This window comes from Cellulophaga sp. RHA19, assembly GCF_002813425.1.
GTDB lineage: Bacteria > Bacteroidota > Bacteroidia > Flavobacteriales > Flavobacteriaceae > Cellulophaga.
In genome coordinates this window covers 710,125-734,185 of record NZ_PHUL01000001.1, presented here as the reverse complement: position 1 = coordinate 734,185, position 24,061 = coordinate 710,125, and the positions used below count along the sequence as shown (strand labels likewise).

Below are 24,061 nucleotides of genomic sequence, written 5' to 3'. Positions count from 1 at the left end.
TATTACTTGCATCTGAGTGATGCATTGTATCAAACAATGCCGAGCTATTAAATATAACGGTTTGTGTATGAAACGTAGCGTGCAAAAAGACACTAATTTTCGGTATAACACAGAGCCGAATTTTTATATTTTGTTTTTAATTTTTCTCTTTTTAAAAGCCAAATTAAAAATTTGGCGGACTTTCTAAATATACACAAACCTTTCGGTTAAATACTTATTAGCTATGTTTTATACACCGTGTTGTGTGCAGTTTTTCTCCATTCAGTTTTTAATTCAGTCCATTCCGCCCAAAATTGTCGAAATCCGTTTTGGTCAAATTCTTCATTGGGAACTTCTTTTTCATTTGGGTCTCCGTAAAAGGATTCAACTTTATCTGTAAAATCAAGAACGATATTCTTATAAATTTCAAATGAGATTATTGCAACTGTTCCTTTTTCAGTCGACAATTTTACGTTACCATTTTCGTGTTTAATATTCCAATCAACACCTTCATTACAACCTAAAATCGAAACGTGATTTTTTTTCTCGTCTGGTATCATAAAATGTCCACAACAAGGAACTAATTGACTTCCGAAATCCTCAATCATATAATCAATTTTAAGAGTTCTCAGTAGATATAATCCAGTTGCTGTCAAAGCCCAAGAATCCGATTCCAAATCCGACAATATTTCGTCTCCGATTTTTATAAATAAGACTCCGTGAGAACATAAATCGGCTTTATCGTCAATTCCATCATCATTTATCCAATGCTGTCTTAAAATCTTTATTTCAAATTCTTGGTTCGTCATTTCTTAAATTGCACACAAAGTTGTTGTATATGGTTTGTTGCGTGTTTTAAGCACCTAATTTAGCAAATAAAAACCGAATAGAAAATCCGCGAGGATTTTCGTAAGTAGGCTATAACCAAGCAATAAATTATATACGGTGTTCTACGCAGTTTTTATAACTGATAAAATTGCTTAATAAATCCATTCTTGTCAATTCGTATTACAAAACTATCTCCATTAAAAACTATTGGATTTTCATAATTCCTAAGATAATCTGTCATTAAATCTTTCCTTTCCAGTTGGTGATGAACACTATTTTCTAGAAAATGATTTTCTATGTTTTCTTTGTCATATTTTATTAATGTTTTTAAAAGAGTCCAAATTTCTTTCGGTTCATAATTGAAAAATGTTTGTCGTTTCTTTTTTCCGTCTGCAAATTTGGTTTCTTCTACGTGTCTAATAAAAATATGTATAAGTCGCTCATAAGTCAAAACAATTGGAATGAACCAATCCATAAGTGTTATGTCGGTAAATTCCCTTGTCAGAATTAACAGAGTTCGGTAAAATTCAGAGTTTTTAGGACTTATTGATTCTATTTCACTTCTGTCAATTTTAGTTTGACGAATTTCTTTTTTTATAAACTTTTTTCGTTCAACTAGCATTTTTTTCATTTCTACAAGATGAAATTCCTTGTCAGTTTTTGAAACTTCTTCATCGTTGTTAATTTGAAAGTTTATTAGTTGAAATTTTATTTCCGGTTTGAGTTCAGTTCCGTTTAACATTATTTCAGGATAATGTTCCAATTTAGCGTGTCTTATTAGAAGAGCGCAGTAGCAATAAAAGTCAAATATTGGAAAAGTATATCCTTCATCGATTATACGATTATATCTCCAAAGTAATAATCTTTCGGATGCTATTGGTTCATAGCTCGATTCAATTCGTATTAAGTTTGGTACTGTTTTTTTCAAATTGCGTAGAACGGTCTAGTGTATGATTTCGTTGCGTGGTTTAAGCACTAAATTTAGTAAATAAATCACAGATAGAAATTCCGCGAGGACTTTCGTAAATTGGCTAAAACCAAGCAATTAATTATACACGGCTTAAGTTTGTAATTCATTAAATTAGAGTATTAATCAGAAAAGACAAAAGAGAGGAATAAGGTTATTATATACGGAGAGACTACAGATCTCGTCAACATTGAAAATCCCCTCTCTTTTCTACACAGATTTCGTACAGTTCTATGAGGCAATTAGACCTCGATTTTAAGTCGTTGAAACTCGCGTAGGTTGTCCTTTCAAAAAAAACATTTTCTTATGAATAAAGATATTAAATATTTTGGAATAGACATTAGTCATTTGGTTTTTGATGTCACAGATTCAGATGGTAAATACTATCAGTTTAAAAACACTATTTCAGGCTTTAAAAAGTTCGAAAAATTATTAGATCTCTCGAGCCATTGTGTAATGGAAGCTACAGGATATTATCACTATCAATTAGCTTATTATTTGCTTGAATCTGGTATTAAAGTATCTGTAGAAAATCCATTAGCGGTAAAGCGATTTATACAAATGAAGCTGTCTAAAATAAAGACAGATAAGAGTGATTCTAAACTTATTTGTGAGTATGCCAGTCAGGTAGATTTAAAGTTGTGGAAAGGTAGTTCTAAACATCAAATAGAATGCTTACAAATGACCAGACTCCTTTCTGTGTATACAAAACAAAGCACAATGTTAAAAAACAAGCTACACGGCGAAGCAGTTTTAGGAAACCCAAGTAAAACGGTTTTAGGTTCTTTAAATCGAAGTTTAAAACAGTTAGAAAAAGAAATAAACAACTTAGAAGTTAAATTGTTGTTATTGGTAAAAGAGGCGCACCAAGATGTTTTAACACGATTAAAAACTATACCAGGAATAGGAGCTAAAACAGCCTTAATGTTAGTAGTTTTAACAGACGGTTTTGAGCGTTTTAATAGTGGTGGTGAATTATGCAGTTATGCTGGGTTAACACCCTTGATAAGAAAGAGTGGAACAAGCGTAAATGGACGAAGTAGAATTAGTAAGATAGGAAATCAAAAACTGCGTAATCTCTTATTTATGTGCAGTTTTAATGCCTGTAAATACAATAAAGCTTGTCGTGATATTTATGAGCGTATCGTTGCCAAAGGAAAGAGTAAAAAGTTAGCGCTAATAGCTGTATGTAATAAACTATTAAAGCAAGCTTTTGCTATTGCAAAATCAGGATTAATATATGATGATTCTTATAGAAGTACTTTAGCTAAAAATTAGTGAATTTTTACTTGGTTTTTACCACAGTACTTTGTTAGCAATATGTTTGGTTTCTTTAAAATGTCTTTTATCCTAATTACAAATTGTATTTAATTCTTGATACTCAGATATTGATACAGTTGAGATTTCCTGACTACTTGAAATTTTAATACAGGTTAAATTTGAATTTCTATCTACCCTCAAATCTATTAATTTTTGATTGTTACTAACATCGAGACTGGTAAGTAAGTTACTTGAACTATAAAGGTGTGTTAAACTAGTATTATTTTCTATATTTATGTCTTGAAGCTTGTTGCCAGAAATTAACAAACTTTCTAACAATGTATTAGAGCTAAAGTCTACTGTTGTAAGCTGATTAAGTGTTAATAACACATTTTTCAGATTTAAAGCATCACTAGTGTCAATAGATATCAATAGGTTATCACTAATAAGTAAATCTTCAATAGATTCATTTTTAATACTAATTTCTTCAAAGTTATTATAGGATAAATTCATCTTTTTCAAATTTAACAATTTTGATACCCCATTAATTGAACTAAGTTTATTTGAATGAATATCCAATAAAATTAGATTTGAGTTGTTACCAATATCAATATTGGTAAGATGGTTTCCATAAAGAAATAAAGTATCTAACTTAGTGTTAAAGCTTAAGTCAACACTTTTAATTTCCTGCATAGCCGCAGACAATAATGTTATGTTCACAAACCCCTGAATTCCTGTCAAATCGATTATTTCACCAAAATTGGCAGAAAGGTTTAAATTCAATTGACTTACTGCTTCAGCATCTGATTTTAATATTTGTTGGTTAATGATACCGTCTGAATCTATGCCTTGCTCAATTAATTTTGTTTCAAAATGAATATCTGGAATACTTAAATAAATATCATTTATCGGGTTTTGGATTTCATTGTCATTTGAACATGATACAATGTGAAATAGTCCTAGGATAATAATTATGTAAGCTTTGTTATTATAGGTAATTTTCATTTTTTTAATTATTGCTAACGGTTCGTATAAGGTTAGTTGCGTGTTTGCGAGCAAAGAGTTTCCGAAGAAAATTCGGGCTTAGCAAATGAGCAATGACCTTAATTAATGTTTAAATTTAGCAATTAAATTTATACGGTGTTATATTTTTTGGCGAGACGAGCAGCTTAGCGGCAAAAAGAAAATAAAGCCAAGTTCTAAAGCTTTAATTAGGTAGAAAAGTTTTTTTTAAAAATCCATCATTATAACCCTCCGTAATCAACTTCAATTTTTTTTATTCAACCGAGTCGGAGTCCATCTGCGTATTACTTGCGTCTGAGTGATGCATTGTATCAAACAATGCCGAGCTATTAAATATAACTTGTTAGTAAACGCAGTTTATTGCGTTTATTTCTCTTTCAAATATAATATTATTTAGGTAACATTTCTAAAGGACTTGTAATATTTATAAGATTTGTTGTACTTACGTGCGTGTAAATTTCTGTAGTTTTAGAGCTGTTATGGCCAAGTAATTGCTGTATAAATCTTAAATTAGTACCTGCATCTAGTAAATGTGTTGCAAAAGAATGTCTTAAAGTATGTACAGTTGCGGGTATATTTATGTTTGCTTTTCTTTTAGATCTGTTAAAAACTTGCCTAATGCTAGATGCACTATATTGTTTGCCTTCTACGCCTTCAAATAACCAATCTTTAGGCTTATATAGCTTGTAGTACGCCCTTAGTTGTAGTAGCATAGTGGGAGATAATAATGTAATTCTATCTTTATTACCTTTTGCATTTCTTATCCATACCCGCATATTTTTAGAGTCTATATCTTCAATTTTTAAGTTTAAACATTCAGATATGCGTAAGCCACAACTATATATAATCATAAAAATAGTTTTATATTGTAAGTGCATTTAAGTAGGCTATCAACTTCATTTAATGATAATACTTTAGGTAATTTTTTAGCTTTTCGGGGTCTACAAAAATCGTACTGTACTTTTGGTAAGTTTAGTACTTTTTCAATATAAAATTTTATAGCATTAATACTTTGGTTTTGGTATGACGCAGAAATATTTTGCTTGGTAATAAGCTCTTTGTGGTAATGCGTTATGTGTGCAGTGCTTACTTTGTATAAAGGCATTGGGTAAGTATACCTTAAAAACTGCTTAAACATATGTATGTAAGTCTTAGTGGTGTTTTTACTATAGTTTTTAAGTAGTAATTTTTCATGCATCAAGGATATAGCCAATGCATAATCTGGTTTTGTTTCTTCGGTCTCCTGTAATTTAGTAACTATTGTATTAGGTTTCATTGTGTAAAAATGAATAAAACAGAGTTAAAAAGCTTATATTTAAGCGTTTATATACGTGTATAAACGTCTAATAATACGAATTATGAAAATGAAATTTTGTTTGTCTTGTAATAAAGAGCTTGCGGGTAGGTCTGATAAAAAATTTTGTGATACAGAATGCAGAAGTACTTACCACAATACAAACAGGCCAGTACATGAAATAGGTATACAGAAGATAAATAGTGCCTTAAGAAAAAACCGAAGTCTGCTAGCTCATTTTTGTCCAAGCGGAAAAAGCACAGTTAAAAAAGAGGTATTGCTAAAATTAGGGTACCGTATAGACTTGTTTACGCATATGTATCCGTTTAAAACAGGAGCCTATTTTTTTTGTTATGAGTTTGGGTACCTTCCTATTAAAGAAAACGGAGTAGATAAAATGCTTATTGTGCACAAGCAAGAGTATATGAGTAAATTAGCGTATAGTCCTTGGAATATTAAAATTGTAAAATAATTTTAATGTTAGTTTTTTTATCAAGTTAAACAAATAAAAACTAAAATACTATAATTGGTAAATCCATTCTTCTGGGTTTAACTTGCTAACGTTTTTGTATAAATAAAACTTTAGTAATGTTTGGTCGCTAAACTTATTGGTTGCAACTTCTCCTATTTCTTGCTTGGCAGTTACTTTATCTCCTTTTTCTACATAGGTTGCAGATAGGTTGTAGTATGTAGTTATGTAATTACCGTGTTTTATTTGCACACCCTTGTTTCCGCCGGGTACAGCAAGTACTGCTATTACTTCACCTTCAAAAATAGAACGTGCTTTAGAGCCTTTGTCTGTAGCTATAATTACACCGTTGTTTTGGTGTTTAATTCCTGGGTACACAGCATCTTTATATACGCCAAAGCCTTTACTTTTAAAACCTTTTGCTACAGGCCAAATTAGCTTGCCCTTGTTAGCGGTAAAGTTGTTGGCAACAATTTTAGCCTCTGGTGTTAAAACAAATTTAGTGCTACTGGTTTTTGTAGTGGTTTTTCCTGTAGTTTTTTTATTGGTGGCTACAATGGCAGAACGTATTAGTTTTTCTATTTGCTGATCTATTTTACGAGCCTCAGATTTCTTTTTGTTAATACTGGCAGTGTATTTGCTTTCGTTCTTTTTTATAGTGCTTAAGAGTATGTCTTTAGCCTTTTTTTCTTTCTCTAGTTCTTTTCTAGTGGCAACGTTTTCTTTAAGTAATTGTTCTTTTAATTTACGTTGGTCTATTAAAGCTTGGTTTTTTAGTTTTAAGGTGTCTGTTTTGGCAACAATAGCTAAGCCTTGCTCTTGCCTGTAATTGGTGTATTGTTTTATATATTGAAGGCGTTTGTACGCCTGTAAAAAATTTTCAGAAGACAGTAAAAATAACAACCTACTTTGCCTAGATTTATTCTGATACGATTTTTGTATCATCTGCGCATAATCATCTTTTAAAGTCAATAAATCTTTTTTTAGCGTACCAATATTACGAACATTGGCATTTATTTGTCGGTTTAACAAGTTGCTCTGTTGGTTGGTTATTCTAACCAATTGCTGTTGGGCATTTATTTTTTGTTCTAAACTCTCCATTTGGTCTAGTACATTACCTTTTTGCTTTGTTTCGGCAAATAAAAGTCTGTTTATAGCCCTAATGTCTTTTTGTAATTGCGCACGCTTTTTTTCTAACGCTTTTTGCTCGTTTGTTTGTGCAAACAAAAAACTGGTAGATAGTACTACTAAAAGTAATGTAATTAGCTTAAATTGGCGCATTCTATATTTTTAATTATTCTAAAACAATTTCTTTAAAACCATTTGGTATTTTATAAGGAAAACTAAATTTTTTGTTTAGCTCTATATTCTTAAAAGTTAAAGCAATAATGTCTGTCTTTTTTTTGTCTTTTACATGTATGTCTATAATGTTAGGTACTAATTTTTTATCTACTACTTGGTAGTTTTTGTACTGCACATCTAATACTCTGTTTTTTTCTGGCTGGGTTAATTGCATACCAGCAATTTTATAATTTGTAGGCTCTATTTGTAAAAGTGTTTTAAAAAGCTCGTTTGCTTTTTTAGGAGCTAATTGGTATTTGTTATTTAACTCTACTGTGTTGTACTTTTCTTTTCGTAAATCAAACAAAGCTTGTCCTAATAACAAGTTTTGTACTTTGTTGTAATCCAACTCTGTGCCTAATAAATTACTTAAATAGGTAAAATCGCCATCAAAATACTCGTTTTGTAGCCTGTTGTAAAAGCTAACTCTTGTTGGTGTAATATATGCTTTTACTACGCCAAGTGTGGCACTAATCCATATAGCTTTGTCTTTTTCCATTCTAAAACTAACTGTGTACCCTTGTTCATCTTCACCGTCTGTATAATCTATTTTTAACCTACCACGTAGAGTTTTAAAATCTAAGGCATTTGCATAGTGGTTTTTAACTATAGTTTTTGTGTTTAGTTTTTTTAAGGTTGATGTACCATCTGCAATAACTTTTTTAGATTTACACGATACAAAAAACACCGCAATAACAAATGCAAGTCCTAATTTTGGTGTTATTTGAAGATTTTTAATCATTTTTTATTTTTTAAATTTTACTTTAATTAAGTACATATTTGCTTTAGCAGGATTACCCATTGCTGTATATGCTGCTGCAATTTCTCTATAAAAATCATCTGCAAGTCTAATATCATCTAACACATAGTCTAAACCTGTTTTTAAAGTTTCTATAGCTGCTCTGTGTTTTTTTCTGCCATTATATGCTGCTCCTAAAGCATAGTAAAAGTAAGGTTGTGAAGGGTAAGCTTCTAAGGCTTCTTTTGCCGTTGTTTCTAAAAAAACAAAGTTTTTTTGCTTTAAGGTAAATTTTAGCCTGCTTTTATAATTAAAAGCAGAGTTACTATTGCTGTTAGTTGTTTGCTTAGCAGTAGTGTTTTTTGTTGTGTTGTTGGTTGTTGTGGTGCTTGTAAAAGTAAAACTACTGCTACTAGCTCCTCTTTGGTCTATTGCAGCTTGCACCTTTGTACTTAAATCGGTTTTAAACGGACTATCTTTTACCTCGGTAAGTACATTTTTTGCCTCGTTGTAATTACGCTCTAAATATAAAATGTGTGCTAAATTCTCTTTTAATTTTTCGTTGTCATAAGGCACTATTTCTTTTAAGTGGCTTAGGTTTTTATATTGCTTTTTTAAAGAGGTATACAAGCTCTGTAAATACCACATGTTGTCTGGGTTTACTTTAAGAGCCAACTCTGCCTGTTCTTGTGCTAAGCTATATTGTTTGCCTTGTATGTATGCCTTGGCTAGTTCATTAGCTACAGCGGCATTTTTAGGTTCTAATTTTTGGCAGGTTAAAAAGCTATTAACGGCACGGTCATAATTTTCTATTCCTTTTTGCTTTAATCCTTCAAAAAAAGCTTCCTGAAAATTGTCTGAGTAGTCTTCTAAAAAAACATCTGCACTGTTTTCTATTTCTTGTGCATAGCTAAAACTTACCACTAAAAAAGTAAGTAAGGTGGTAGTTCTTAAAAAATAGTTGCAAGTACTCTTCATACGTTTGTAAAATTATTAAAAAAACAAATGGTATGGTAACCAGATGTCTATCAATATTTAATAAAATTCAAAAATTATACCGTTGTGGTTTTTTTGTGAGTTAAATTTCCAACAATTAATGCAATAACAGCTGGTAAAACCCAGGCAAGGCTATATTTGCTTAATGGTAGGTATGCTGCTGTAAAATTAGCAACACTTGTAATGCCAATACTGTTTAAAAAGTCTGGTACACTAAATAAAATAGTAGTAAATACAACTGCTCTAAAGACCTTAGGTTCTGTATATTTATCTGGTAGCACATTAAGCACTATTAAAATTATTGTAATAGGGTAAATAAACATTAAAGCAGGTATGGCAACCACAATTATATGGTCTACATTAAATTGTCCCATAGCTATACCCAACAAACAACTAATAATGGCTGTAATTGTATAGGCTTTGTTAGAGTTGTTAAACCTGTCTTTTATAAAATCTGCTGTACCTGTAACTATACCAATAGCTGTTGTGAAACACGCTAAACTTACCAAAATACTTAAAAATTTATTTCCTTCATTACCTAAAAGAGTTCTGCTAATTCCATTAAGCAAATCTGTACGGTTAATACCAGTTTCAAAATTACCGTGCATTAGAGCGCCAGTTAAAATTAAACCTCCGTAAACAAACAATAGACCTACGCCAGCAAAAATACCTGCATTTCTAATTAGAGCTTTGCGGTCTGTATAAGAAATATCTTTATTTTTTATGTTAATTGATATAATTAAAACACCCCCAACTACAACAGCTGCAATAGCATCAAAAGTTTGGTAGCCTTCTAAAATACCATCCGTAAAAGGATTGCTTATGGTTGATACTCCAAAATTAAAATCAAAAGAAAATATACTAATACCAATAATAGCTAGTAGTATTAACAGTATAGCGGGAGTTAAAAACTTACCTAGTATATTTAAAATCTTAGATCTGTTTAATGCAAAAACCAGTACCAAACCAAAATATATAATACTGGTGTATATAGGTGGTATATCAAAAAAAGGAGCAATGCCAATTTCATGGGTAACAGATGCTGTTCTGGGAGAGGGTAGTGCAACTGCAATGGCATAAATTAGTAAAGAGTAAATTAAACCAAAGGAGGTAGATACTTTTTTGCCAAAGTCAAAAATAGTGCCTTGTAATTTTGCGTGTGCAAAAATGCCTAAAATAGGAATTAAAATAGCAGACAAACAAAAGCCTATTGCCATAAGCCACCACCAATCGCCAGCATTAAAACCGATAAACGGTGGTAATATTAAATTTCCTGCACCAAAAAAGAGCGAAAACAATGCAAAGGCAGATACTAGAGTTTCTTTGGTATTATTCATTGGGTATATGTTGTATTATGATGGAAAGATAGGATATTATAAATTACCGTCAAACGGCTAATTGTTCATAAATTTTTAAGCATTTCATCGAAAAAAATGGTTTTTGGTAAAATAAATTTACAGAGACTCAATATTTTTAACAAGTCAACGTTAAATAAAAACTGATGACAAATAAAAGTTGTTTTTCATCAAATTTTAAAAAATAATTACAGTGCCTGGTCCCCACCAAACATTGTTTAAATCCTACAAGCTATGAAAAAAGTTTTAGCCACTCTTGGCTCAGTATTTAACGCGTTATGTTGCGGAATTTTTGGTCATTATTATACGGTAACAAAAAAAGTAACATCTCATATAAATGAGTACGAGTGCATACATTGCAAAAAACAAGTAACTACAGACGTAACCGGTAATTTGTCTGAGCTAACCCCAGAGTTAGAAGACATTAACAATACATTACAAAAAGTATACAGAAAAAAACACCAACACGCACCGCAGCGCGCAGCTTAGTGTTATTGTTCTTCAGTAAGTGAATTCCAGCCCTGTGCGGTAATCGGAATTTTAGTATTATTCCTAGAAATTAAGTGAACTCCTTCATTCTTATCTGTCATATGCCCTACGACAGTTAAGTTAGGGTTACCTTTTATTTTTGGGAATTCTTTTTGGTCTATAGTAAACAATAACTCGTAATCTTCGCCACCGCCTAATGCAACAGTTGTACTGTTTACTTTAAACTCTTCGCAAGAGCTAATTACAGTTGGGTCTAACGGTATTTTGTCTTCGTACAAATTACAACCAACATTACTCTGGTCGCATAAATGTAAAATTTCTGAAGATAAACCATCGCTAATATCTATCATAGATGTTGGTTTAACACCTAAGGCATCTAGTAAAGGAACAATATCTTTACGAGCCTCTGGTTTTAATTGTCTTTCTACAATATATGTATACATAGATAGGTCTGGGTTGCTGTTTGGGTTTACTTTAAAAACCTCTTTTTCGCGTTCTAAAACCTGTAACCCCATATATGCAGCACCTAAATCTCCTGTAACAACAAGTAAATCGTTTGGTTTTGCTCCGTTTCTGTATACTAAGTTTTCTTCATTAGCTTGTCCAATTGCGGTAACACTAATAAGCATTCCTTTAGTAGATGAGGTAGTGTCGCCACCAATTAAATCTACATTGTACGTTTTTGCAGCTAATGCAATACCACTGTATAACTCCTCTAAAGCCTCTAACGGAAACCTGTTAGATACAGCAATAGAAACTGTAATTTGTGTAGCGGTAGCATTCATTGCATATATGTCTGATAAGTTTACCATAACCGCCTTGTAGCCCAAGTGTTTTAAGGGTACGTAGCTAAGATCAAAATGTACGCCTTCTACCAATAAATCTGTAGAAACTACCATTTTTTTATCTTCAAGGTCTAAAACAGCAGCATCATCACCAATACCTTTTAGGGTAGATTTTTGCTTTATGGCAAAGTCCTTAGTAAGGTGATTAATTAAACCAAACTCGCCTAATTCTTCAAGAGATGTTCTCTTTGGATTTTTATCGTCTAACATGCTGCAAAAATAATAAGGATATTGTACAAAATGTGTTTTTTACACATAAAAGAATCTTAATATACTTTAACTTTTATAGTAAATAGAGAAATCTTATATTATCATTCGTTATAATAATGTTAGGAAGTATGGTAAAACCCTACTTATACACTATATTTGTAAATTGTTTAGAACTAAACCAAATAAAATTTGAGTGGAGGTCTAATTTAAATTAAGATTAGTATGATAAAAGTCTCAGAAACAGCAAAGAAGAGGGTCGTAGATTTAATGACCGAAGGTGGCTTTGATGCTGAAAAAGATTTTGTACGTGTTGGCGTAAAAAGCGGTGGATGCAGTGGTTTATCTTACGAGTTAGATTTTGATAAAACTACCGGAGAAACAGATAAAGTTTTTGAAGATAACGCAGTACGAATTGTAGTAGATAAAAAAAGTTTTTTATATCTAGTAGGAACTACTTTGGAGTATTCTGGAGGATTAAACGGAAAAGGTTTTGTGTTTAATAACCCAAATGCACAAAGAACATGTGGTTGTGGTGAAAGTTTTTCGCTATAACGAAACTGAAAATAGAAAAAATGAAACAATGAGGTAAAGTTGCTTTAGCAAAATTACACCATTGGTAAATTGAAGAAAATGGCATATACAGAAGAAGAGTTAAAGAAAGAGCTAGAAACCAAAGAATACGAATACGGTTTTTATACAGACATAGAATCTGATACTTTTCCTATAGGATTAAGTGAAGAAATTGTGATAGCTATTTCTAAAAAGAAAAATGAGCCACAATGGATGACAGACTGGCGAATTGAAGCGTATCGTGTTTGGGAAAAAATGGAAGAACCAGATTGGGCAAATGTTCATTATGAGAAACCAGATTTTCAGGCTATTAGCTATTACTCTGCTCCTAAAAAGGCAGATCCTAACAAAACGCTAGAGGATGTAGATCCAGAGTTGTTAGAAATGTACAAGAAATTAGGTATTTCTGTAGACGAACAAAAGAAACTGCAAAATGTTGCTGTAGATATTGTTGTAGATTCTGTTTCTGTTGCTACTACTTTTCAAAAAACATTAGCAGAAAAAGGTATTATTTTTATGCCAATTTCTGAAGCTATACAGGAACATCCAGAATTGGTGCGTAAGTATATGGGTACTGTAGTGCCAACTACAGATAATTTTTATGCTGCACTAAACTCAGCTGTTTTTACAGATGGGTCTTTCTGTTACATTCCTAAAGGTGTACGTTGCCCAATGGAGCTATCTACTTATTTTAGAATTAACCAAGCAGGTACAGGTCAGTTTGAGCGTACTTTGGTTGTTGCAGATGAAGGTAGTTATGTAAGTTACTTAGAGGGTTGTACTGCACCATCTAGAGATGAAAACCAATTACACGCAGCCGTTGTAGAGTTAATTGCAATGGATGATGCAGAAATTAAATACTCTACCGTACAAAACTGGTTCCCTGGGAACAAAGAGGGTAAAGGTGGTGTTTATAATTTTGTAACTAAAAGAGCTTTATGTGAGAAAAACGCAAAAGTATCTTGGACACAAGTAGAAACTGGTTCTGCAGTAACATGGAAATATCCTTCTTGTATTTTAAAAGGAGATAATTCTATTGGAGAATTTTATTCTATTGCTGTAACAAACAACTACCAGCAAGCAGATACAGGTACAAAAATGATTCACTTAGGTAAAAACACTAGAAGTACTATTATTTCTAAAGGTATATCTGCAGGTAAATCTCAAAACAGCTACCGTGGTTTAGTACAAGTTAGTAGCCGTGCAGACAATGCACGTAACTTTTCTCAGTGCGATTCTCTTTTAATGGGTAATGAGTGTGGTGCACATACGTTCCCATACATAGAGGCTAAAAACAAATCTGCAATGATAGAGCATGAGGCTACAACAAGTAAAATTGGTGAAGACCAAATTTTTTACTGTAACCAACGTGGTATAGATACAGAAAAAGCAATTGCATTAATTGTAAACGGATTTAGTAAAGAAGTACTAAATAAGTTGCCAATGGAATTTGCTGTAGAAGCTCAAAAATTACTAGAAATTAGTTTAGAAGGCTCTGTAGGATAAACTTGTTTCTCTAATAAAGAAACGCTGGGTGTTTTTAGATTGATAAAAAAATCGCCCTAAAAAAGAAAAGAAAAATAAAGAACATTAAAGTAGCGATAAAATGCTTAAAATTAAAGATTTACACGCCAATGTTGATGGCAAAGAAATACTAAGAGGAATTAATTTAGAGGTTGGTGCTGGTGAGGTACATGCTATCATGGGACCAAACGGTTCTGGTAAAAGTACATTGGCTTCTGTTATAGCTGGTAATGAAACTTACGAGGTTACTGCAGGAGACATCTTTTTAAATGGAGAAAATATTGAAGACCTTTCTCCTGAAGAAAGAGCTCATAATGGTGTTTTCTTATCATTTCAGTACCCTGTAGAAATTCCTGGTGTTTCTGTAACTAACTTTATGAAAACAGCTATTAACGAGTCTCGTAAAGCTAAAGGTCTAGAGGATATGCCTGCCAAAGATATGCTTAAGCTTATTAGAGATAAGTCTGAGTTGTTAGAGATAGACCGTAAGTTCTTATCTCGTTCTTTAAACGAAGGTTTTTCTGGTGGTGAAAAAAAACGTAACGAGATTTTTCAAATGGCAATGTTAGAGCCTAAACTAGCTATTTTAGATGAAACAGATTCTGGTTTAGATATTGATGCTTTACGTATTGTAGCTAACGGTGTAAACAAACTAAAGAGCAAAGACAACGCTATTGTTGTTATTACACACTACCAACGTTTGTTAGATTATATAGTGCCAGATTATGTACACGTACTTTATAATGGTAAAATTGTAAAATCTGGAACTAAAGAGCTTGCTTTAGAGCTAGAGGAGAAAGGATATGATTGGATTAAGCAAGAAGCGGCAGTTTAAAAAAGTATTAAGTTAATTTTTAGGATAATGTAACACATACATTATTTATTACTTACTACTCAATATTAAAGAATATGGATTTAAAAGATAAATTAGTTTCTTCATTTTTAGCGTTCGAGAACAACGTAGACGTGCACAACCCTGTGCATGATGTACGTACAGAGGCTATTAAAAATTTTGAAACTAAAGGTTTTCCTTCAAAAAAAGAGGAAGCTTGGAAATACACTTCATTAAACAGCTTACAAAAAATAGACTTTAGCATCTTTCCTAAAAAAGAAAGTTCTTTAGAATATAAGGATGTTAAAAAGTACTTTATTCACCAAATAGATACTTACAAAATAGTATTTATAGATGGTGTGTTTAGCTCTAACTTATCTGAAACTACCCATGATGGTGTAGATATTTGTTTAATGAGCTCTGCTTTAACTAAGCCAATGTACAAAGCTGTTATAGATGTTTACTTTAACAAAGTAGCCTCTAAAGACGAGTCTTTAACTACATTAAATACTGCGTTTAGTAGAGAAGGTGCATACATTTACATACCTAAAAATAAAGTGCCTAAAAAGCCTATAGAAATTATACACTTTTCTACAGGTAATGATGCCGCTTTAATGTTACAACCACGTAACTTAATTATTGCTGAAGAAAATTCTGAAATGCAAATTATAGAGCGTCACCAGAGTTTAACTAGCAATGCGGTATTAACAAACTGTGTTACTGAAATTTTTGCAGCTAAAAATGCAATTGTAGATTATTACAAAGTTCAGAATGATGTAGATTCTGCTTCTTTAGTAGACAATACATATATAGACCAAAAAGATGGTAGTCACGTAAAAATACATACATTCTCTTTTGGTGGTAAGTTATTGCGTAACAACCTTAATTTTTATCAAAATGGTGAGCGTATAGATTCTACCATGAAGGGTATTACTATTATTGGAGATAAACAACACGTAGATCACCATACACTAGTGCACCACATAGAGCCAAACTGCGAAAGTCACCAAGATTATAAAGGTATATACGCAGATAGCGCTACAGGTGTATTTAATGGTAAAATTATAGTTGATAAAATTGCTCAGAAAACAAATGCTTTTCAGCAAAACAACAACATATTAATAAGTGATAAAGCTACTATTAACACAAAACCACAATTAGAGATTTTTGCAGATGATGTAAAATGTTCTCACGGTTGTACTATTGGTCAGTTAGATGAAGAAGCTTTATTTTACTTACAATCTAGAGGTATACCTAAAAAAGAAGCAAGAGCATTACTAATGTATGCTTTTGCAAACAACGTTTTAGAAAGTGTACGTATACCAGAATTAAAAGTTAGAATTAATAAATTAATAGCTAATAAATTAGGTGTTAATTTAGGATTCGATTTGTAAAAATAAATCTGTTAGCTTAAAAATTATGCAGAAAACAACCCTAGATATTCAAACAATACGTAAAGACTTTCCTATTTTAAGTAGAACTGTAAATGGGCAACCTTTAGTGTATTTAGACAATGCAGCAACATCGCAAACACCAAAACAGGTGTTAGATGTTATTGTAGACTATTACAGTGGTTACAATGCAAATATTCACAGAGGTGTACACACACTTTCTCAAGAAGCTACAGATAAATACGAGCAGGCAAGAGCAACAATTCAGCATCATTTTAATGCTAAATTTGCGCATGAAGTAATTTTTACTGCTGGTACAACACACGGTATTAACCTTGTAGCAAACGGTTTTTCATCACTCTTAAAAAAAGGAGATGAGGTTATTGTTTCTGCATTAGAACACCACTCTAATATTGTGCCTTGGCAAATGTTGTGTGAGCGTACTGGTGCGGTTTTAAAAGTAATACCAATGAACCTAAATGGAGAGTTGGAGCTAGATGCTTATTACGAGTTACTGTCTAACAAAACAAAGCTTGTTTTTTGTAATCACGTTTCTAATGCTTTAGGTACGGTTAATCCAATAAAAGAAATTATAAATGCTGCACACAAAGTGGGTGCAGCAGCTTTAATAGATGGCGCACAGGCTGCACCGCATATAAAAGCAGATGTACAGGAGTTAGATGTAGATTTCTACGTAGTTTCTGCTCATAAAGTGTGTGGTCCAACTGGTGCAGGTATGCTATATGGTAAAGAGGAGTGGTTAAATAAATTGCCGCCTTACCAAGGTGGTGGAGAAATGATTGCTGAGGTTACTTTTGATAAAACAACCTATGCAGATTTACCACATAAGTTTGAGGCTGGTACGCCTAACATTTGCGGAGGTATAGCTTTTGGTGCTGCACTAGATTATATGAATACAATTGGTTTTGACGCTATTGCAGATTATGAGCATGAGCTGCTAGAATATGCAACAGCGCAATTATTAACTGTGGACGGACTTAAAATTTACGGTACAGCGGCAAATAAAACATCGGTTATATCTTTTAACGTAGGTAGTATACACCCTTATGATATTGGTTCTATTTTAGACAAATTAGGTATTGCAGTACGTACAGGTCACCATTGTGCACAACCTATTATGGATTTTTACGGCATTCCTGGTACCGTAAGAGCTAGTTTTAGCTTTTACAATACTACAGCAGAGGTAGATGCCCTAGTTGCAGGTGTGAAAAGAGCTGTAGCAATGCTGCAATAAAAATTAATTACTACACGCTAATTTGATAAGCACCTTTGTTATCGTATTTTTGTTTTTAAATAAATTCTTCGGTTTTTGTGAAGATTAAAAAGTAACTATGACAATTAAAGAAATACAAGAAGAAATAGTAGACGAGTTTTCTATGTTTGATGATTGGATGCAACGCTACGAGTACATGATAGATCTTGGAAAGTCGTTACCTTTAATAGATGAGCAGTATAAAACTGATGATAATATTATAAAAGGTTGCCAGAGTAAGGTATGGGTACACGCAGATTTAGAAGGTGATACTCTTACATTTACAGCAGATAGTGACGCTATTATTACCAAAGGAATTATAGCTATTTTAATTAGAGTTTATAGCGGTCAGCATCCAAAAGATATTTTAGAGGCAGACACCAGTTTTATAGATGAAATTGGTTTAAAAGAACATTTGTCTCCTACTAGAGCAAATGGTTTGGTAAGTATGATAAAGCAAATAAAAATGTACGCCATTGCATACCAAACACAATTAAAATAACAATAAGTATAGTTATACAAGTTATGAGTGAAGCATTAGATACACACAATTTAGGAGAGGAAATTGTAAAGGTTTTAAAAACTATTTATGATCCAGAAATTCCTGTAGATATATATGAGTTAGGTTTAATTTACGATGTTTTTGTAAATGAAGATAACGATGTTAAAATATTAATGACATTAACGTCTCCTAACTGTCCTGTTGCAGAATCTTTACCTGTAGAGATTGAAGAAAAAGTGAAGTCTTTAGATATGGTAAAAGGTGCAGAAGTAGAGATTACTTTTGATCCGCCTTGGACACAAGAATTAATGAGTGAAGAAGCTAAGTTAGAGCTTGGCCTTTTATAATTAGTACTGGTTTTAAGTAGTTTTAAATTATAGTTTATGGCACAATCCAACGAAATAATTAATAGAGTAGCTAGTTCTAAACTGGTTACTTTTGACTTGGAAGACTACTTTCCAAAAGGAGAAAAAGTGCTTTTAGATATAAAAAATTGGCTTTTTGAGGGCTTTATTTTAAAAGAAAAAGACTTTAGGGAGCACATAACAAATCATAATTGGGAGCAATACAACAACGCTTATGTAGCTGTATATTGCTCTACAGATGCCATAGTTCCAGGTTGGGCATATATGTTGGTTACCGCTTATTTACAACCACATGCAAAATACATTGTTCAGGGAAATTTGGAGCAGCTATACTCTTCTGTTTATCAATCTATTATATCAGAATTAGATTTTTCTGTTTATAAAGATAAACCAGTAATTATAAAAGGGTGTAGCAATAAACCTGTACCACCAAATGCATACTTATGGGCTACTGCTAAAATGCAATCTTTTGCAAAAAGCATTATGTATGGTGAGGCTTGTTCTTCTGTACCGTTGTACAAGAGAAAATAGAAGTTGGTTTTTATTTTAAAGAACTATGCTTACATTTGCCATTCATTAAACCATAAAATAAACTATAAAATGAAGAAAATTATTTTAACAGCTGCGCTATTATTTGTTGCAACTGTATCTTTTGCGCAAACAGAAGAAGAGTTAAAAGCAGAACAAGCTGTAAAAAAAGATTCTGTAGCGGCTATACAAGCAAGAATTGGAGCTATACAGGCTAAGTTAGATGCTATGCCAGGTTGGAAAATAGGAGCTTTTGGTACTATTGGTGGTACTATCTCTAGTTTTGACAACTGGTATGCGCAAGGAACACCAAACAACAACTCTGGTAACATAGGTTTTACAGTAAATGCTTTTGCTAACCTAAAACAAGATAAATTTTTCTGGAGAAACTCTGCTAACGTAAACCTTGCTTGGGTAAAGTTAGATAATAAAGATAACCCAGCTGATAGTGATAAGTTTGAAGGAACTACAGATGTATTTACATTAACATCTTTGTACGGGCGTAAATTATCAGAGAAATTTGCAATTTCTGGTTTAGCAGAATACAGAACTACAATTTTAAATAACTTTAATAATCCTGGTTATTTAGATTTAGGTGTTGGTGCTACTTGGACTCCAATACAAGATTTAGTAGTAGTTATACACCCATTAAACTACAACTTTGTATTTGCAGATAACGATGCTGTTTTTGAGTCATCTTTAGGTGCTAAAATAGTTGCAGATTATACTAAAAAAATTGGTGCAGTAAACTTTAAGTCTAACTTATCTATGTTTCAAAGCTACAAGAGCTCAGATTTGTCTAACGTAACTTGGACAAACTCTTTTGGGTACACACTTTGGAAAATGATTGGTGTTGGTTTTGATTTTGGATTAAGAAGTAATAAGCAAGAAGCTTTAAACTACTCTTTAGCTCAAACACCAGCTACAGCAACTTCTTTTGATGATGTAGATAACAAATTACAATCTTTTTGGATGTTAGGTTTAAACTACGCATTTTAATACCTAAAGTAACAATATAAAAAAAGACCGCAATTGCGGTCTTTTTTGTTTTTATACTTAAGCACTCTTTAGGAGTTTATGATGTTCGTCCAAAAAATTTAAGGACCGTAACAAGCTTGCGTAAAAAGCAATGCTCCTATCATCTCTTTGTATGCACGACTTTAAAAAATCTTGTAAGTCTAAATAGTAAAAATTAGCTTTAAAAGTAGGTATGTGCATATTTATAGTGTTGGGATTGTAAACAGTATCGTCTATAACCAAATCCATCACTAATCTTTTTCTAAAGTAATCTATAGTAACATCTGTAGCATTATAATGTTTTTTAATAATTGCTATATGTAATGCTCTAGATTGATCGTCTATTCTTTGTGAGCAAGTAGAAGAAATTAAACTATAGATGTTATTCTCTATCTTCGATTTAATATCTGAATCTTTCATTCTATTTTTTGATTAATTGATACTCCTAAATTACCAAATAATCGTCAAATACCTGTTAATCAACGACTGTAATTAACATTTGGTCTATGGCTTTGTTGTGAAACGTCAAAAAAGTGTTGTGAAAGTTATTTATATTGATGTGTTAAATTCATAAAATTTAACAGAAATAAGGTTGTGAGAAATTACTTTCTTTCCAGTTTCACTCTTGTTTCTAGTAAATACAGGTGGTTTAAGTCTTTTATTGTTAGCTATTTGAGTATAATATTCTTCTTTTGTAGGATAAAAAGGATATACGGCATTAAAGATTTCGTTCCAGTAATTTTTTTCAATTATTAGACTAATTATTGATATACAGTCTGTAATATCTATTAGGTTAATAGGATAATTACCATTGCTTACTTCGTCTTTTTTTACCAAATGATAAATAGGGTGTCTGCCATTACCAATTAAACCTCCAAAACGTATTATGGTAGCTTTTAAGCTGCTATCATTTAAAAACAACTGTTCTATAGTAACTAATTGTTTTGCGGCGCTTGTAGCAGGTTTAGGGGTTGTTTTTTCGGTTATTTCGCCATTTAAATTACCGTATACGGATGTGCTACTTACAAAAATTACTTTTTTAACGTTTGCAATATTGCATTGTTTGTGCACAATTTGCATCTTGTTAAGGTAGTTACTTGCATCGCCAGTTTTCATTCTTGGAGGAATATTAATAACAAGCACCTCTACATCACTTAAAAACAAATCTAATTGTGTTGTAAAATCTTCATCATTTAAATTGACCAAAAAAGGGTGTATAGACTGCTCCTCTAGGAGAGCCAATTTATCTTTAGAGGTTGTGCTACCGTTAATTGTATATCCCTGCTTTTGTAATGTAGTGGCTAAAGGTAAGCCTAGCCATCCGCAGCCAAATACTGCTATTTTATTTTTCAAAATTTCACTGTTTTTATAATTAGTATAGCATCGTTTAAAACAAAAGGCATTGGTATTTCATTTTCTGGTCTTGCTGGTATGCTAAAATGTTCATTAGTTAACAAATCATTAGAAGCTTCAAAAAAAGTAAGTTCTAAAGGAGTGTTAGGTTCTAAAATTAGGCTAATTTCTGTATAATTATTATTGCTAATATAATGCGTCATAAATTTGCTAGTACTATCTAATAAAGAATAGTCTGGTAATGCTACACCGTTTACAACTGCTTGCTCTAATGCAACATTGTTTTTGTAAATATCCAAACGGTTTACATTGCGTTGTGGCGTAATGCAAATTTTTAAATGTCTTTTGTTATTTATTAACGTGTCTTGCGTTTTTTCAATTTTTGGAACAGCTACTTTTTTTATGGCAGCATTGGCAACATAATTAAAACTAGAATTGTATTTGCTGCTAATTGTTGTGTTAGCCAACTCTTTTGGACTTGTTTTGGTATCGTCTACATATTGTGCAGTCCACTCTGTTAAATAACTGTCATAAGTTGCCCATTTAGCAGTGTTGGTGTTTGCATCTAAAACATAAAGTAAACTGCTTGGTTTTGCGTTGTCTTTAGTAAAGCCCGAATTAAAATGCGCCATTGCAAAACCACCTAAACTTAGTATAAATAATAGTAACGCCAATCTATTTTTATGTTTGTAAAAGCCAAATATTGGAGTAATAGCAACAAATAAAAGTGTTGTTAAAACTGTGCTGGCAACTAACATTTTTAAACCTAGTCCTACAGGAAACATTTTTACAAAAGGTGCAAATATAGTTATCACGGGTAGGGTTAAAAAGAACAATAGATATGGGTTTGGCTTTTTTTGGTTACTAACAATTACAAAAGAAACCAATAGCGCAAACACTGGTACAATAGTATAGCTAGCTCCTTTTAAATATACTGCAGCTAAACCAGAAATTACCAGCCAAATAAAAAGTGGTGCAACTACTAAATTGGGTGTTTTAAGTTTTTTAAACTTATGGTAAATATAAAAACAAATAGCAAGTGCTAATAGGGTAAATGCTGCAATGTATGTGTACCCGTTATAGGTAAATCCGTGTAAAATATCTTTGTATTGCGGATACATAACTTTTAAAAGAGTCCAACTAAAATAACCTGCAACACCAGTAATAAGTATGGAAATAAGTAAAGGTGCAAACCCAACTATGATTTCTTTAGCATCTAGTGTTTTGTTTTTTAAACCAAGTACAGTAATAACAATAAACAGGACTACAGCAATGGCAAACATTGGCCATATCCAACTAAAAGGGTAAGACACTGTTTTAAATACTGGAGCAGTAAAATAAATTGCATCTTCATTAGTTTTTAAGGCTGATAAGTCTGTATCTGCAAAGTGGCGTAACAACGGCATTAAATAGCTTCCTTGGTGCGCTAAAGTCTTTTTATCTAAACGTTCATAATTATCTTTTTCGGTATGATAGTCAAAGTGATCGTCTATAAAAGCAAAATTGAAACCCTGTATATCTGCATCTTCTCTAAAAACAGTTAAATCTGTATCATTAGGAAGCATTTTATAAATACTATAAGCTAAAGAATTTGCCACAGGATATTCTGGGTTAGCAGCGGTAAATTCTTCAATAAGTTTACCGTTACCTTGGTTGGTCTCAATAAGCATATAGCTAGGTCCACCACTACCACGAGCCTCAAAGTTTAATACCAAACCAACGTCTTTTGCCCACGGATGTTTATTTACAAACAGTTCGGCTCCGTTAAGGCCAAGTTCTTCGCCATCAGAAAGTAAAATTATAATATCGTTTGTAGGTGTTTTATTTTCCTCTAGGTATGCACGTATACTTTCTAAAATAGTAGCAACGCCACTGCCTGCATCACTAGCCCCAAGAGATGAATGTGGGTTACTGTCATAATGAGATAGTAATAGCAAAGCCTTATTGCTTGTTTTGCCTTTAATTTTTGCTAAAATATTGCTGGCATAAGATAAGTTACCCCAATCGCCAGCAGTATAGCCTTCTTGTACGGTGGTTTTTAATCCTAATTTTTGTAGTTCTGCTACAATATAATTTTTAACATCTGCGTGTGCTTTAAAACCAACTGCATGTGGTTCTTTGCCAATTTCTGCAACGTGTTTTAATGCTCTGTCTGTAGAAAAATTTGTGAGAGCCGAGTCTTTATCAGCAGAATAGGTTGGCATTATAGCTATAAAACTAAAGTAAATGGCTAGTAGTAAAAGTATTAGAGTTAAAATTCTTGCTATTTTGCTCATTTTGTTGCGTATTTCTGGTTGTATGCCTTAAAATTATACAAATTTGATGCTTTTAACGCAATTTATTTAGATAATTCATTAAAAATCACTAAGTTTAAAATTAACCTAAAACCAAATATTATGGGAATTAAAAGCTTTCAAGGAGTGCGGAAGACCTTAAAAAAAGAATTTGAGGCGCCAATATTAGTAGAAGATTATATGACTAAAAAGTTAATAACTTTTAGTCCAGACCAATCTATTTTAGAAGTAATGGAGCTGTTTACCAAGCACAATATTTCTGGTGGACCAGTATTAGATAATAACGGATTTTTAGTTGGTATTATTTCTGAGGCAGATTGTATGAAACAAATATCTGAAAGTCGTTATTTTAACCAGCCAATACTAAACAAAAGTGTAGAAAATTTTATGACTAGAGATGTAGAGTTTATTTCTCCGGACATAAGTATTTTTGATGCTGCAGGTATTTTTGTGCGTCATAACAGGCGTAGGCTTCCTGTGCTTAAAAACGATATTTTAGTAGGGCAATTGAGCCGTAAAGATGTGGTAATAGCAGCTTTAAAATTAAATGGACAAAATTATAAATAGCATACCTTATGATTTCTCTTAATTTATGAATGGTTTCTGTCCCCAGAAAC

The 24,061-nt window shown here is 32.2% G+C and carries 26 protein-coding genes; 13 read left to right on the top strand and 13 right to left on the bottom strand.

Features of this window, described 5'->3' with window-relative positions; all coding sequences use genetic code 11:
- Positions 1–221: 221 nt before the first annotated feature.
- Entirely contained in the window at positions 222–788 is a 567-nt protein-coding gene (locus AX016_RS03230) for a hypothetical protein (protein ID WP_100894242.1), read from the bottom strand.
- Positions 789–940: 152 nt separating this feature from the next.
- The gene (locus AX016_RS03225; protein ID WP_100894241.1) at positions 941–1,570 is read right to left on the bottom strand and encodes a hypothetical protein; all 630 of its coding nucleotides are present in this window, start codon (positions 1,568–1,570) and stop codon (positions 941–943) included.
- A 510-nt stretch (positions 1,571–2,080) separates the two neighbouring features.
- Between AX016_RS03225 and AX016_RS03220 the strand changes: the two genes are divergently transcribed.
- Positions 2,081–3,052, top strand: a complete 972-nt coding sequence (locus AX016_RS03220) for an IS110 family transposase (RefSeq protein WP_100894240.1) — start codon at positions 2,081–2,083, stop codon at positions 3,050–3,052.
- A 72-nt stretch (positions 3,053–3,124) separates the two neighbouring features.
- On the opposite strand, the gene AX016_RS03215 is transcribed toward AX016_RS03220, so the two are convergent.
- From AX016_RS03215 to AX016_RS17260, 3 genes are all read right to left on the bottom strand, one after another.
- Positions 3,125–4,039, bottom strand: a complete 915-nt coding sequence (locus AX016_RS03215) for a hypothetical protein (protein ID WP_100896790.1) — start codon at positions 4,037–4,039, stop codon at positions 3,125–3,127.
- A 407-nt stretch (positions 4,040–4,446) separates the two neighbouring features.
- The gene (locus AX016_RS17265) at positions 4,447–4,908 is read right to left on the bottom strand and encodes a tyrosine-type recombinase/integrase (protein ID WP_198519400.1); all 462 of its coding nucleotides are present in this window, start codon (positions 4,906–4,908) and stop codon (positions 4,447–4,449) included.
- On the bottom strand, positions 4,905–5,333 hold the full coding sequence (locus tag AX016_RS17260) for a phage integrase N-terminal SAM-like domain-containing protein (protein ID WP_198519399.1): 429 nt from the start codon (positions 5,331–5,333) through the stop codon (positions 4,905–4,907). Before AX016_RS17260 ends, AX016_RS17265 begins: the two co-directional genes overlap by 4 nt.
- Before the next feature lie 82 nt (positions 5,334–5,415).
- Here AX016_RS17260 and AX016_RS03205 point away from each other — a divergent pair, with 82 nt between their 5' ends.
- Complete coding sequence (locus AX016_RS03205) at positions 5,416–5,823, top strand: hypothetical protein (RefSeq protein WP_100894239.1); 408 nt, start codon at positions 5,416–5,418, stop codon at positions 5,821–5,823.
- 48 nt (positions 5,824–5,871) lie between these two features.
- Here AX016_RS03205 and AX016_RS03200 read toward each other — a convergent pair whose 3' ends face one another.
- The 4 genes from AX016_RS03200 to brnQ form a co-directional block, all read right to left on the bottom strand.
- Positions 5,872–7,101, bottom strand: coding sequence for a murein hydrolase activator EnvC family protein (locus tag AX016_RS03200; RefSeq protein ID WP_100894238.1), 1,230 nt, complete (start codon positions 7,099–7,101; stop codon positions 5,872–5,874).
- A gap of 13 nt (positions 7,102–7,114) precedes the next feature.
- On the bottom strand, positions 7,115–7,903 hold the full coding sequence (locus AX016_RS03195) for a DUF4292 domain-containing protein (RefSeq protein ID WP_100894237.1): 789 nt from the start codon (positions 7,901–7,903) through the stop codon (positions 7,115–7,117).
- 3 nt (positions 7,904–7,906) lie between these two features.
- Positions 7,907–8,878 (bottom strand): tetratricopeptide repeat protein, encoded by a 972-nt coding sequence (locus tag AX016_RS03190; RefSeq protein ID WP_100894236.1) that lies wholly within the window; start codon positions 8,876–8,878, stop codon positions 7,907–7,909.
- 74 nt (positions 8,879–8,952) lie between these two features.
- Entirely contained in the window at positions 8,953–10,233 is a 1,281-nt protein-coding gene (brnQ, locus tag AX016_RS03185; protein ID WP_100894235.1) for a branched-chain amino acid transport system II carrier protein, read from the bottom strand.
- A gap of 252 nt (positions 10,234–10,485) precedes the next feature.
- Here brnQ and AX016_RS03180 point away from each other — a divergent pair, with 252 nt between their 5' ends.
- Entirely contained in the window at positions 10,486–10,740 is a 255-nt protein-coding gene (locus AX016_RS03180; RefSeq protein ID WP_100894234.1) for a hypothetical protein, read from the top strand.
- Between the two features lie 2 nt (positions 10,741–10,742).
- On the opposite strand, the gene thiL is transcribed toward AX016_RS03180, so the two are convergent.
- Positions 10,743–11,795 (bottom strand): thiamine-phosphate kinase, encoded by a 1,053-nt coding sequence (gene thiL, locus AX016_RS03175; protein WP_100894233.1) that lies wholly within the window; start codon positions 11,793–11,795, stop codon positions 10,743–10,745.
- 222 nt (positions 11,796–12,017) lie between these two features.
- Here thiL and AX016_RS03170 point away from each other — a divergent pair, with 222 nt between their 5' ends.
- The 9 genes from AX016_RS03170 (at position 12,018) to AX016_RS03130 (ending at position 19,779) form a co-directional block, all read left to right on the top strand.
- Complete coding sequence (locus AX016_RS03170) at positions 12,018–12,347, top strand: HesB/IscA family protein (RefSeq protein ID WP_100894232.1); 330 nt, start codon at positions 12,018–12,020, stop codon at positions 12,345–12,347.
- 78 nt (positions 12,348–12,425) lie between these two features.
- Positions 12,426–13,871, top strand: coding sequence for a Fe-S cluster assembly protein SufB (gene sufB / locus AX016_RS03165; RefSeq protein ID WP_100894231.1), 1,446 nt, complete (start codon positions 12,426–12,428; stop codon positions 13,869–13,871).
- A 100-nt stretch (positions 13,872–13,971) separates the two neighbouring features.
- Positions 13,972–14,724 (top strand): Fe-S cluster assembly ATPase SufC, encoded by a 753-nt coding sequence (sufC, locus tag AX016_RS03160; protein ID WP_100894230.1) that lies wholly within the window; start codon positions 13,972–13,974, stop codon positions 14,722–14,724.
- 74 nt (positions 14,725–14,798) lie between these two features.
- The gene (sufD, locus tag AX016_RS03155) at positions 14,799–16,115 is read left to right on the top strand and encodes a Fe-S cluster assembly protein SufD (RefSeq protein ID WP_100894229.1); all 1,317 of its coding nucleotides are present in this window, start codon (positions 14,799–14,801) and stop codon (positions 16,113–16,115) included.
- 25 nt (positions 16,116–16,140) lie between these two features.
- Positions 16,141–17,367 carry an aminotransferase class V-fold PLP-dependent enzyme gene (locus AX016_RS03150; protein WP_100894228.1) on the top strand — a complete coding sequence of 409 codons (1,227 nt, stop codon included), beginning with the start codon at positions 16,141–16,143 and terminating at the stop codon, positions 17,365–17,367.
- A gap of 97 nt (positions 17,368–17,464) precedes the next feature.
- Complete coding sequence (locus AX016_RS03145; RefSeq protein ID WP_100894227.1) at positions 17,465–17,887, top strand: SufE family protein; 423 nt, start codon at positions 17,465–17,467, stop codon at positions 17,885–17,887.
- Between the two features lie 23 nt (positions 17,888–17,910).
- Positions 17,911–18,234 carry a DUF59 domain-containing protein gene (locus AX016_RS03140; RefSeq protein WP_100894226.1) on the top strand — a complete coding sequence of 108 codons (324 nt, stop codon included), beginning with the start codon at positions 17,911–17,913 and terminating at the stop codon, positions 18,232–18,234.
- Between the two features lie 36 nt (positions 18,235–18,270).
- Positions 18,271–18,783, top strand: a complete 513-nt coding sequence (locus AX016_RS03135; RefSeq protein WP_100894225.1) for a DUF2480 family protein — start codon at positions 18,271–18,273, stop codon at positions 18,781–18,783.
- A gap of 69 nt (positions 18,784–18,852) precedes the next feature.
- Positions 18,853–19,779 (top strand): DUF3078 domain-containing protein, encoded by a 927-nt coding sequence (locus AX016_RS03130; RefSeq protein ID WP_100894224.1) that lies wholly within the window; start codon positions 18,853–18,855, stop codon positions 19,777–19,779.
- 57 nt (positions 19,780–19,836) lie between these two features.
- On the opposite strand, the gene AX016_RS03125 is transcribed toward AX016_RS03130, so the two are convergent.
- The 3 genes from AX016_RS03125 to AX016_RS03115 form a co-directional block, all read right to left on the bottom strand.
- Positions 19,837–20,217, bottom strand: coding sequence for a hypothetical protein (locus tag AX016_RS03125; protein ID WP_100894223.1), 381 nt, complete (start codon positions 20,215–20,217; stop codon positions 19,837–19,839).
- 129 nt (positions 20,218–20,346) lie between these two features.
- On the bottom strand, positions 20,347–21,150 hold the full coding sequence (locus AX016_RS03120) for an NAD(P)H-binding protein (RefSeq protein ID WP_100894222.1): 804 nt from the start codon (positions 21,148–21,150) through the stop codon (positions 20,347–20,349).
- Entirely contained in the window at positions 21,147–23,426 is a 2,280-nt protein-coding gene (locus AX016_RS03115) for a M28 family peptidase (RefSeq protein ID WP_100894221.1), read from the bottom strand. The genes AX016_RS03120 and AX016_RS03115 overlap by 4 nt, the downstream gene beginning before the upstream one ends.
- Positions 23,427–23,546: 120 nt before the next feature.
- On the opposite strand from AX016_RS03115, the gene AX016_RS03110 reads away from it, so the two are divergent.
- Entirely contained in the window at positions 23,547–24,011 is a 465-nt protein-coding gene (locus AX016_RS03110; protein WP_100896789.1) for a CBS domain-containing protein, read from the top strand.
- Positions 24,012–24,061 lie beyond the last annotated feature (50 nt).

Bases quoted from the DNA above. Each gene is read 5' to 3' on its own strand.
- sufB (WP_100894231.1), top strand. From the start codon at position 12,426: ATGGCATATACAGAAGAAGAGTTAAAGAAAGAGCTAGAAACCAAAGAA.
- AX016_RS03170 (WP_100894232.1), top strand. From the start codon at position 12,018: ATGATAAAAGTCTCAGAAACAGCAAAGAAGAGGGTCGTAGATTTAATG.
- AX016_RS03110 (WP_100896789.1), top strand. From the start codon at position 23,547: ATGGGAATTAAAAGCTTTCAAGGAGTGCGGAAGACCTTAAAAAAAGAA.
- AX016_RS03115 (WP_100894221.1), bottom strand. From the start codon at position 23,426: ATGAGCAAAATAGCAAGAATTTTAACTCTAATACTTTTACTACTAGCC.
- AX016_RS03215 (WP_100896790.1), bottom strand. From the start codon at position 4,039: ATGAAAATTACCTATAATAACAAAGCTTACATAATTATTATCCTAGGA.
- AX016_RS03145 (WP_100894227.1), top strand. From the start codon at position 17,465: ATGACAATTAAAGAAATACAAGAAGAAATAGTAGACGAGTTTTCTATG.
- sufD (WP_100894229.1), top strand. From the start codon at position 14,799: ATGGATTTAAAAGATAAATTAGTTTCTTCATTTTTAGCGTTCGAGAAC.
- AX016_RS03190 (WP_100894236.1), bottom strand. From the start codon at position 8,878: ATGAAGAGTACTTGCAACTATTTTTTAAGAACTACCACCTTACTTACT.
- AX016_RS03220 (WP_100894240.1), top strand. From the start codon at position 2,081: ATGAATAAAGATATTAAATATTTTGGAATAGACATTAGTCATTTGGTT.
- AX016_RS03125 (WP_100894223.1), bottom strand. From the start codon at position 20,217: ATGAAAGATTCAGATATTAAATCGAAGATAGAGAATAACATCTATAGT.
- AX016_RS03230 (WP_100894242.1), bottom strand. From the start codon at position 788: ATGACGAACCAAGAATTTGAAATAAAGATTTTAAGACAGCATTGGATA.
- AX016_RS03200 (WP_100894238.1), bottom strand. From the start codon at position 7,101: ATGCGCCAATTTAAGCTAATTACATTACTTTTAGTAGTACTATCTACC.
- sufC (WP_100894230.1), top strand. From the start codon at position 13,972: ATGCTTAAAATTAAAGATTTACACGCCAATGTTGATGGCAAAGAAATA.
- AX016_RS03135 (WP_100894225.1), top strand. From the start codon at position 18,271: ATGGCACAATCCAACGAAATAATTAATAGAGTAGCTAGTTCTAAACTG.
- AX016_RS03150 (WP_100894228.1), top strand. From the start codon at position 16,141: ATGCAGAAAACAACCCTAGATATTCAAACAATACGTAAAGACTTTCCT.
- AX016_RS17260 (WP_198519399.1), bottom strand. From the start codon at position 5,333: ATGAAACCTAATACAATAGTTACTAAATTACAGGAGACCGAAGAAACA.
- AX016_RS03180 (WP_100894234.1), top strand. From the start codon at position 10,486: ATGAAAAAAGTTTTAGCCACTCTTGGCTCAGTATTTAACGCGTTATGT.
- AX016_RS03195 (WP_100894237.1), bottom strand. From the start codon at position 7,903: ATGATTAAAAATCTTCAAATAACACCAAAATTAGGACTTGCATTTGTT.
- thiL (WP_100894233.1), bottom strand. From the start codon at position 11,795: ATGTTAGACGATAAAAATCCAAAGAGAACATCTCTTGAAGAATTAGGC.
- AX016_RS17265 (WP_198519400.1), bottom strand. From the start codon at position 4,908: ATGATTATATATAGTTGTGGCTTACGCATATCTGAATGTTTAAACTTA.
- AX016_RS03140 (WP_100894226.1), top strand. From the start codon at position 17,911: ATGAGTGAAGCATTAGATACACACAATTTAGGAGAGGAAATTGTAAAG.
- AX016_RS03130 (WP_100894224.1), top strand. From the start codon at position 18,853: ATGAAGAAAATTATTTTAACAGCTGCGCTATTATTTGTTGCAACTGTA.
- brnQ (WP_100894235.1), bottom strand. From the start codon at position 10,233: ATGAATAATACCAAAGAAACTCTAGTATCTGCCTTTGCATTGTTTTCG.
- AX016_RS03205 (WP_100894239.1), top strand. From the start codon at position 5,416: ATGAAAATGAAATTTTGTTTGTCTTGTAATAAAGAGCTTGCGGGTAGG.